Genomic DNA, 9586 nt, shown 5'->3' with positions numbered 1-9586 from the left:
GACCGGGATGGACAAACCTCTGGTGCACCAGTTGTCACGCCAGTGGCATCGCTGGGTAGCTATGTTTGGAAGGGATAAACGCTGAAAGCATCTAAGCGTGAAGCCCACCCTGAGATGAGATTTCCCATAACTCGCACGTAAGTGCGGTGTTAGTAAGACTCCTGGAAGAACACCAGGTTGATAGGTTAGAGGTGTAAGCATGGTAACATGTTCAGCTGACTAATACTAATAAGTCGAGGGCTTGACCTTAATATATATGAAGCGAAAAATTTCACTGTGCAATTTTGAGAGAATATTAATTTTCTCAATCTGGTGATTATGGCATGAAGGTAACACCCGTTCCCATACCGAACACGAAGGTTAAGCTTCAATGCGCCAATGGTACTGCAGGGGTGACCTTGTGGGAGAGTAGGTTGTCGCCAGGTAAGAAAAAAACCACTAAGTCTAACTTAGTGGTTTTTATTTGCATTATTCTATAGAGTGTGATTTTAGTTTAATTTAGCTATACAACAAAATAACAAGAAAGCAACATGCTTTCTTGTTATTTTGTTGTATAGCTTTTTTATGATAGCAGAAATAGGATTAGTGGAAGCGATTGCTATTACTATATATTATAACAATTATATCCCTCAAAGCTAAAAGAATATGAAAAAAATGTCGCATGGTATTTGAATAAAAGACAAAATTCCCTACTATTAGTGCAATAAAATAACGAAAGTACAAAAATTCTATAAAATTGGCGGTTATAATGCAGTAAAACATTGAAATTTATGCCATGAAAAAATATCTTAGTGGGTTATTATTAAGATAAAACAAATAGTAGTTTGTGGCGGTAATATATTGTTATGGGAACGTTATATTATGCCTTGCTTAAGTAAAGTTAAATTCTAAGGCAACTAAAACTATACAAAGAAATTTCTAAGGACCATGTGAAGGAAAAGGAGGAGATAGCACTCTCAGATGGTTTAACCCCTACTAGGGGAGGTCATACAGGTACTATTAAAGGCGTAGGTAATATGATTTGTGGATCAATGAATATTGGAATTGTTCATAACTTTAAAATCTTAAAAGGTCTTCTTGATAGACCAGAAGAAGAAAACAACAAAAATATTGGAGGTAATATTATGTCAGAAGCAGTAGCTAATACGACTGCAGTCGTAGCTAAAAAAAAGTTATTATCAGGATTTTTTAGAAAAGGAATTACAATTGGTTTATTCTCAGGATTTTCATATGGATTATTTTCGGCATTTTTGGCATTAGCTATGTCAAAGGGGATTTGGGGAGATTGGTATGGAGCAAATACATCTGGTTTATCTTCATTTGCTCTTATATATGTGATTGGTGCACTTGGTTGTGGCGTAAATGATACTTGCAGTGCTGTTTGGGCATTAGGTATGGCAGCTGTTAGAGGTAAACTTGGAGATTTCTTTAGAACGCTTAATACTAAACCGGGCCGCATGATTATGTTAGCTGCACTTATGGGAGGTCCTATTGCTAATTCAGCTTATGTTATTGGTCTTGCATCAGCTGGTTCAATCATTGTTCCAATTTCTGCCCTTTGCCCAGCTATTGGTGCTATTTTAGGCAGAGTTTTATACAAGCAAGCATTAACAAAACGTATGATTTTAGGTATTACTATCTGTGTTTCTGCAAGTGCTTTGATTGGTATATCAAGTATTACCGGAGGGGCACAAGAAGGTGTAGGTATAGGTATTATAGCTGCTCTTGTAGCTGCTATCGGCTGGGGTATTGAAGGTTGTATAGCTGGTTACAGTACATCAATGGTAGATTCAGAGATTGGTATTACTATCCGTCAGACAACATCAGGCCTTGCAAATTTATTTATATTTATTCCTATCATAGCTATAGTAGGTGGTAATGCAGGTCTTTCATTCCAGGTTATTGGTCAAGCATTTACAAGTGGTAATGCTATGATTTGGTTTGCTGTTAGTGGTCTTTGTGCTTATCTTTCATTTATGGCTTGGTATAAGGGCTCTAGTATGACTGGTGTTGCGCTTGGTATGGCAACTAATGGAACTTACTCTTTCTTCGGACCATTCTGTTGCTGGATAATACTTGGTGTGGGTTTCGGTATTGAAGGTTGGACACTCTCTCCTATTTCTTGGTTTTGTGCTGTATTAATGGCAATTGGTATTTTGATAATCGCAATGAATCCAATGGATTTATTAAGAAAAAAGGAGGCGTAATTGATGAAACCACTTAATTTTGCTATTTTAAAACATTTTACAAAAATTAAAGGAGCATGTGCAGATGACGTTATTGAAGCTTTAAAAGGTCAATATGGTAACTTCAAAGCTTTTAATAAAAATGATGTTATGTCAGCTTTAATGACAGCTGAAGCAAATGGCCTTCTTGAAGAAAAAAGTTTTGATCTGGATAAGTCAGGTAATTTAAGGATTTACTATCATGCGAATGATGAAGGCGCAGCTACAATTAATAATTACATTAAGGATTAATGACTTGAGCTATTATATGAATATTGACTTACACAATGGATAGAAAATATTCATATGCATTAAGATCTAGGAGAAAAACGTCTTATAATATCTTGATAAAAAATAAATTAAGACTATTAGTGCAAGAATGTAACGATAGTACAAAACTTTGAAAGAACAAGTGGATATAATGCGGTAAAATACCGCACTTTATACCATGAAAAAATGTGTTATTCAGTTATTATTAACTTAAAGTCAAATCATAGTTCCAGATGAGAATACTATATAAAAGAAAACGTTTAATGCATTGATGGTAGAGTCAAATTTAAGAAAATCAAGATACTTAATAAGTGTATGTGTAAAAAATCCGGAAGATATAGCATAAAAGGAGGAATATGTAGTGAGGTATTATGGAGAAGAAGCGTTAGGGGTTATTGAAACATTAGGTATGGTTCCAGCAATTGAGGCGGCAGATAAAATGCTTAAGGCAGCTAATGTTGAACTGGTAGCATATGAAAACATAGGTTCCACTCTTGTTACAGTTATGGTAAAGGGTGACGTTGGTGCCGTTAAGGCGTCAGTTGAAGCAGGAGCTGTGGCAGCAGCTGCAATAGGTACATTAACAGCACAAAATGTTATGCCACGTCCGATTAAAGACATTGGAGACATTGTTTCAGTATATCAATTACCTGATACAGAGGAAGTAGTATCAAAGGGTAAATATAGAGCTTTAGGATTAATAGAAACTTTTGGTATAGTTTTTGCTTTAGAGGCTGCAGATGCAATGTGCAAAGCTGCAGATGTTGAATTGATTGGTTTCGAAAATGTAGCCTCTGGTTATATTTCTGTATTGGTTCGTGGAGATGTAGGAGCATGTAAAGCATCTGTAGAGGCTGGTATACAAGCTGTAACAGATATGGGTGCTGAAGTTTATAGCTCAGTCGTTATTGCAAGTCCACATCAAGACCTTGAAAAAATTATTGGACTTTATTCACTTGAAACTTTAAATCCTTAATATGTGGCTGATGTATCAGCACTGAGTTAATGAAAATGAAAAGAGGAGTCAGGAATGAATATTATTGACAATGATTTGCTATCAATTCAAGAAGCTCGAATTATTGCCGAAAATGCTTGTGAAGCACAAAAGCTACTAGCAACTTTTCCGCAAGAAAAACTAGATGAGATTGTTGAGCGGATGGCAGAAGAGATTGGGAAGTATGCCCGTGAACTTGCCATTATGTCACATGATGAAACTGATTATGGCAAATGGCAGGATAAATATATCAAAAATCAATTTGCCTCTGAGCATTTACCGAACGTACTTCGTGGAATGCGTTGTGTAGGTATTATTGATGAGAACCTCGAAAAAAAAACCATGGATATAGGCGTACCTGTGGGTGTAATTATTGCACTATGTCCTGCTACCAGTCCTGTTTCCACCACCATCTACAAGGCGTTAATTGCAATCAAGTCTGGTAATGCGATTATCTTTTCTCCGAACCCTAGAGCGAAGAAAACAATTTGCAAGGCACTTGACATTATGATTCTTGTAGCTGAGAAATTTGGACTTCCAGAAGGAGCGCTTACATATTTACACACTGTGACTACTTCTGGGACAATCCAGTTAATGAATCACAAGGGAACCTCCTTGATTATGAATACAGGTGTACCTGAAATGCTTAATGAATCATATAAATCTGGAAAACCTGTGATTTATGGGGGAACTGGCAATGGACCGGCATTTATTGAACGCACAGCTGATATTAAGCAAGCGGTGAGCGATATTATTGCTAGTAAGACCTTTGATAATGGAATTGCATCAGGGGCGGAACAATCTATTGTTGTAGACGGCTGTATTGAAGCTGAGGTAAAACTTGAGCTACAAAGCAAGGGTGCATATTTTATGACAGAGGAAGAAGCAGAAAGACTTGGTTCTCTCTTTTACCTTTCTGATGGGAGTTTGAACTCAGAATTGGTAGGGAAATCTGTACAGGAACTGGCTAAGAGAGCAAGTTTTTCTGCTCCTAGCAGTACAGTACTTCTGATTTCCCAGCAGAAATATGTTTCCGAGACTAATCCTTATTCTAAGGAAAAGCTCTGCCCAGTATTGGCTTACTACATCGAAGATGATTGGATGCATGCTTGCGAAAAGTGCATTGAGCTGCTCTTAAACGAGAGGCACGGACACACCCTTGTTATGCATTCAAAAGATGAAGATGTAATTCGCATGTTTGCATTAAAAAAACCGGTGGGTAGGATGCTTGTGAATACACCTGCTGCCTTTGGTAGCATGGGTGCTACAACTAATTTGTTTCCTGCTATGACTCTTGGTAGCGGATCCACGGGGCAAGGTATGACTTCAGATAATGTTTCCCCAATGAATCTTGTTTATATACGAAAAGTAGGGTATGGTGTTCGGAACATAGAAGATATTATTCATGGAGTGCATGTAGAGAAAAAAACTCCATTGCCAGCCGCGCAAAAGCTGTCAGAATATAATTCAGAGGACCTACAGATGTTGCAGAATATATTAAAAAAAGTTCTTCAAGAGGTTAAATAGAATTATAGATCTGTATGTAGGATGATAAATAATAGATATAGGTTTTGAAAATAAGAAGTAAAAATTTAGAATAATTATGGAAGAGTGAGGGAGAAGAATTATGGATATTCGTGAATTTTCAAGTAAATTTGCAGAAGCAACTAAAAGTATGTCTGCAGAGGAGCGATCAGCTTTAATGAAGATGTTTGAGGGAGTTTCAAAAGAAATTACAAAAAAAGATGAAGTAGATTCTGTGACTTACGTAGCATCTTCTGACAATGATGGAAAAGTTCCAAATGGAATTACAGAGCGTCTGCAAAGACTGAAAGAAAACTATTTAAAATGGACGCCTACAATCACAACTCATCGTGCTCGTGCAATTACTAAGATGGCAAAGGAAAATCCAGGAATGCCTAAAAGTGTATTCCGTGGTAAAAGTTTCAGATATTGTTGTGAAACAGCACCTTTGTTAATACAAGAGGATGAATTAATCGTAGGAGCACCTTGCGGCGCACCTCGTGCTGGAGCTTGTTCTCCTGATATTGCATGGAGATGGATGGAAGATGAACTTGATACTATCGGAACCCGTGCTCAAGATCCTTTTTATATATCTGATGAGGATAAAAAATATATGCGTGAAGAACTTTTCCCTTTCTGGAAAGGAAAATCCGTTGATGAATACTGTGAAGATCAGTATCGTGAGGCAGGCCTTTGGGAACTATCTGGAGAATCTTACGTTTCAGATTGCTCTTACCATGCAATAAATGGTGGTGGTGATTCAAACCCTGGATATGACATAATCCTTATGGAGAAGGGAATGCTAGATATTCAAAAGGAAGCAAAAGATCATTTGGAAAAGCTAGATTACCAAAATCCAGAAGATATAGACAAGATTTATTACTATAAATCTGTTATTGACACTACTGAAGGAGTTATGATTTATGCTAAACGTTTATCTGATCATGCAGCACAGTTAGCTGCAAAGGAAACTAACCCTAAGCGTAAAGCAGAGTTACTGAGGATTTCAGAAGTAAACGCACATGTTCCTGCACATAAGCCTCGTAATTTCTGGGAAGCAATTCAGTCCGTTTGGACCATTGAATCACTTCTAGTAGTTGAGGAGAACCAAACTGGTATGTCTATCGGTCGTGTTGATCAATATATGTATCCATTCTACAAGGCAGATATAGAGCAAGGTCGCATGAGTGAGTTTGAAGCATTTGAACTATCTGGTAGTATGCTTATTAAAATGTCTGAGATGATGTGGATTACAAGTGAAGGCGGTTCTAAGTTCTTTGCCGGATATCAGCCATTTGTAAACATGTGCGTTGGCGGTGTTACTCGTGAGGGTCTTGATGCAACAAATGATCTAACATACCTACTGATGGATGCTGTTCGTCATGTTAAAATTTACCAACCATCCTTAGCTACACGTATCCACAACAAGTCACCTAAGAAGTATATGAAGAAAATTGTTGACGTTGTTCGTGCTGGTATGGGATTCCCAGCTTGCCATTTCGACGATGCTCATATTAAGATGATGCTATCAAAAGGTGTTTCTATGGAAGATGCTAGGGACTATTGCCTTATGGGTTGTGTTGAACCTCAAAAATCAGGTCGTTTGTATCAGTGGACTTCAACTGCTTATACCCAGTGGCCAATATGTATAGAATTAGTTCTAAACCACGGTGTTCCACTATGGTATAAAAAGCAAGTTTGTCCTGATATGGGAGACTTGGATAATTTCAAAACTTATGAACAGTTCGACAATGCTGTTAAGGAACAAATCAAATATATTACAAAGTGGTCAAGTGTTGCTACTGTTATTTCTCAACGTGTCCACAGAGAACTAGCTCCAAAGCCTCTAATGTCCATTATGTTTGAGGGTACAATGGAGAGTGGTAGGGATGTTTCTGCTGGGGGCGCTATGTACAACTTCGGACCTGGTGTTATATGGTCAGGACTTGCTACTCATGCAGACTCTATGGCTGCTATCAAGAAGTTAGTATTCGATGAGAAGAAGTATACTTTGAAGCAACTAAATGAAGGATTAAAAGCTGAATTTGTAGGATATGAACAGATGAAAAGTGATTGCCTGAAAGCTCCTAAGTACGGTAATGATGATGATTATGTAGATTTAATTGCTTCCGATTTGATTAACTTCACAGAGAGAGAACATAGAAAGTACAAGACTCTTTATTCTGTGTTAAGTCATGGTACACTGTCTATCTCAAACAATACACCTTTTGGACAACTACTTGGTGCATCTGCTAACGGCCGTGAAGCTTGGTCACCATTATCCGATGGAATCAGTCCGACGCAAGGTGCGGATTTTAAAGGGCCAACTGCTATTATTAAATCCGTTTCCAAGATGGCTTGTGACACTATGAACATAGGGATGGTTCACAACTTTAAGCTTATGGCGGGACTACTGGATACACCAGAAGGCGAAGAGGGTATTCTTACATTACTTCGTACTGCTTGTGTCTTTGGCAATGGAGAGATGCAGTTTAATTACCTTGACAATGACACATTGATTGCAGCACAAAAGAATCCACAGCAGTATCGTGACTTGATTGTTAGGGTTGCAGGTTACAGTGCATTCTTTGTTGAATTGTGCAAGGATGTTCAGGATGAAATTATCAGTAGAACTATGCTGACACATTTCTAATTAGGGTATTCCATTGACTCTAAAATGAGTTAACTGACGCCCGATTCTCTTATGCTGCAGGTTATGCTAGAGGATTGGGTCCAGTTGAATTATTTATTTGAACGGGAGATTAGATATTATGAGCAATACAAAAGTAGCTGTAATAGAAAGAAAAGCATTGATTTTCAATGTTCAAAAATATAATATGTATGATGGTCCGGGAGTAAGGACACTGGTATTTTTTAAGGGATGTCCATTGCGTTGCAAGTGGTGTGCTAACCCTGAAGGTCTTGAACGAAAACATCAAGTTATGTTTAAAAGAGATTCCTGTACTAATTGTGGTGCCTGTGTTAGTGTTTGCCCCGTTTCCATACATACTATTTCAAAAGAGCTAAAACATGAGATAAACCATAGCATTGATTGTATAGGTTGCCGAAAATGTGAGGAAATTTGTACTGAATCTGCATTATCTATTGTTGGTCAGGTAAAAACTGTTTCGCAGCTTATGGAAATTATTCAAGAAGACATTATGTTTTATGATGTATCAGGTGGTGGCGTTACGTTAGGTGGCGGAGAGGTACTTATGCAACCTGAATTCGCAACAAATTTGCTTATGACATGTAAGCAAGAAGGAATCAATACTGCTATTGAAACATCAGGCTATGCAAAACTGGAATCAATACTTCAAGTTGCGCAGTTCACGGATTTATTCCTTTTTGATATAAAGCACGTTGATGCTGAGCGTCACTATGAACTTACGGGAGTTCACAATGAGAGAATACTAGAAAATTTAAAAGAACTTTTAAAACGTAGGTATAATGTTAAGGTGAGAATGCCATTGCTTAAAGGCATAAATGATAGACGGGATGAGATTGAGAGTGTAATTGAATTTTTGATGCCTTTCCGTGAATACAAAAATTTCAAAGGAATAGATTTGCTTCCTTACCACAAAATGGGTGTAAATAAATACACACAGTTGGAAATGGAGTATCCAATAAAGGGAGATCCAAGCTTAAGCAGTGAAGAACTTGACATGATCGAGAGCTGGATAAAAAAATATGATTTTCCAGTTGTGGTTATCAAACACTGATAAAAAGTTTGTTAAAATAAAAAATAGATTGAGAGGTAACTTTTATGGGAACAGTTGGTGAAAATGCTATACAACGTGTCATAGAAGAATCAGTACCTGGAAAGCAGGTTACAATTGCTCATGTTATTGCATCCCCTATGCCGGACATTTATGAGCGCTTGGGGATAGACAATAAAGGGTCAATTGGAATTTTAACTATAACACCATATGAAGCGGCTATAATTGCAGCGGATGTCGCAACAAAGGCTGCAGATGTTGAAATTGGATTTTTAGATCGTTTTACTGGGTCTTTAATTCTTGTAGGTGATGTTCAGAGCGTTGAAACAGCACTTATTGCAGTAAATGATACATTGAAAGATTTGTTGGACTTTGCCATAGCGAAAATTACAAGAACATGAGAAAGAAACGTGTAATGGTAATAGGGCCAACACATTGTGGTAAGACCACATTGGTGAATATCCTTAATGATTATGATGGTCCACTCAGGAAAACACAGGATATGATTTATGGAAAGAATACTATAGATGTACCAGGGTCTTATATTGAAAACCCTTGGATGTACAAACATTTAATTGCAGCTGCACAGGATGCATCACTTGTTTTGATCTTAGTTGATCAGTCAAAGTACAGTAATATCTATTCCCCAGGTTTTGCCAAGGCGTTTAGATGTCCTGTAATAGGTGTAATAACGAAAATTGATTTAATGCCTGAAAATCAGGAATTGTGTTTGAAACAGCTTAAGCACATAGGAGTATCTGAGCCTTATTTTAACATTAGTGTTTCCAGTGGGGTGGGCATAGCTGATTTGAAACAATATTTACTTACTTTTGAAAAAAAAGAGTAAAGGGGGA

8 protein-coding genes, 2 rRNA genes and 1 pseudogene are annotated in these 9586 nt (G+C 37.4%); all 11 read left to right on the top strand.

Annotated features, from left to right (window positions below):
* A 23S ribosomal RNA gene (locus KPL50_RS17210) occupies positions 1–249 on the top strand; the annotation flags it as partial.
* A gap of 59 nt (positions 250–308) precedes the next feature.
* Positions 309–425 (top strand): 5S ribosomal RNA (gene rrf / locus KPL50_RS17205).
* Positions 426–1124: 699 nt separating this feature from the next.
* Positions 1125–2207 carry a hypothetical protein gene (locus KPL50_RS17200; protein ID WP_216299780.1) on the top strand — a complete coding sequence of 361 codons (1083 nt, stop codon included), beginning with the start codon at positions 1125–1127 and terminating at the stop codon, positions 2205–2207.
* A gap of 3 nt (positions 2208–2210) precedes the next feature.
* Positions 2211–2477: a hypothetical protein gene (locus KPL50_RS17195; RefSeq protein ID WP_216299776.1), complete on the top strand. Its 267-nt coding sequence runs from the start codon at positions 2211–2213 to the stop codon at positions 2475–2477.
* Between the two features lie 379 nt (positions 2478–2856).
* Positions 2857–3144, top strand: a pseudogene (locus KPL50_RS27125) (BMC domain-containing protein); the annotation flags it as partial.
* Positions 3124–3471, top strand: coding sequence for a BMC domain-containing protein (locus tag KPL50_RS27120; protein WP_309245193.1), 348 nt, complete (start codon positions 3124–3126; stop codon positions 3469–3471). The pseudogene KPL50_RS27125 and the gene KPL50_RS27120, both read left to right, overlap by 21 nt.
* A 54-nt stretch (positions 3472–3525) precedes the next feature.
* Positions 3526–5016 (top strand): aldehyde dehydrogenase family protein, encoded by a 1491-nt coding sequence (locus KPL50_RS17185; RefSeq protein WP_216299775.1) that lies wholly within the window; start codon positions 3526–3528, stop codon positions 5014–5016.
* A 100-nt stretch (positions 5017–5116) separates the two neighbouring features.
* Positions 5117–7666 (top strand): choline trimethylamine-lyase, encoded by a 2550-nt coding sequence (gene cutC, locus KPL50_RS17180; RefSeq protein ID WP_216299774.1) that lies wholly within the window; start codon positions 5117–5119, stop codon positions 7664–7666.
* A gap of 118 nt (positions 7667–7784) precedes the next feature.
* Positions 7785–8735, top strand: a complete 951-nt coding sequence (cutD, locus tag KPL50_RS17175) for a choline TMA-lyase-activating enzyme (RefSeq protein ID WP_216299773.1) — start codon at positions 7785–7787, stop codon at positions 8733–8735.
* 44 nt (positions 8736–8779) lie between these two features.
* The gene (locus KPL50_RS17170) at positions 8780–9133 is read left to right on the top strand and encodes a BMC domain-containing protein (RefSeq protein ID WP_216299772.1); all 354 of its coding nucleotides are present in this window, start codon (positions 8780–8782) and stop codon (positions 9131–9133) included.
* Positions 9130–9579: a EutP/PduV family microcompartment system protein gene (locus tag KPL50_RS17165; RefSeq protein WP_216299771.1), complete on the top strand. Its 450-nt coding sequence runs from the start codon at positions 9130–9132 to the stop codon at positions 9577–9579. Before KPL50_RS17170 ends, KPL50_RS17165 begins: the two co-directional genes overlap by 4 nt.
* Positions 9580–9586: the final 7 nt, after the last annotated feature.

This window comes from Clostridium sp. CF012, assembly GCF_018861755.1.
GTDB lineage: Bacteria > Bacillota > Clostridia > Clostridiales > Clostridiaceae > Clostridium_AD.
The sequence above is the reverse complement of the archived record's forward strand: the minus strand, read 5'-3'. Positions and strand labels throughout refer to the sequence as shown.

Excerpts from the sequence above, each read along its gene's own strand:
- KPL50_RS17200 (WP_216299780.1), top strand. The coding sequence starts at position 1,125 with ATGTCAGAAGCAGTAGCTAATACGACTGCAGTCGTAGCTAAAAAAAAG.
- KPL50_RS17195 (WP_216299776.1), top strand. The coding sequence starts at position 2,211 with ATGAAACCACTTAATTTTGCTATTTTAAAACATTTTACAAAAATTAAA.
- KPL50_RS17185 (WP_216299775.1), top strand. The coding sequence starts at position 3,526 with ATGAATATTATTGACAATGATTTGCTATCAATTCAAGAAGCTCGAATT.
- cutC (WP_216299774.1), top strand. The coding sequence starts at position 5,117 with ATGGATATTCGTGAATTTTCAAGTAAATTTGCAGAAGCAACTAAAAGT.
- cutD (WP_216299773.1), top strand. The coding sequence starts at position 7,785 with ATGAGCAATACAAAAGTAGCTGTAATAGAAAGAAAAGCATTGATTTTC.
- KPL50_RS17170 (WP_216299772.1), top strand. The coding sequence starts at position 8,780 with ATGGGAACAGTTGGTGAAAATGCTATACAACGTGTCATAGAAGAATCA.
- KPL50_RS17165 (WP_216299771.1), top strand. The coding sequence starts at position 9,130 with ATGAGAAAGAAACGTGTAATGGTAATAGGGCCAACACATTGTGGTAAG.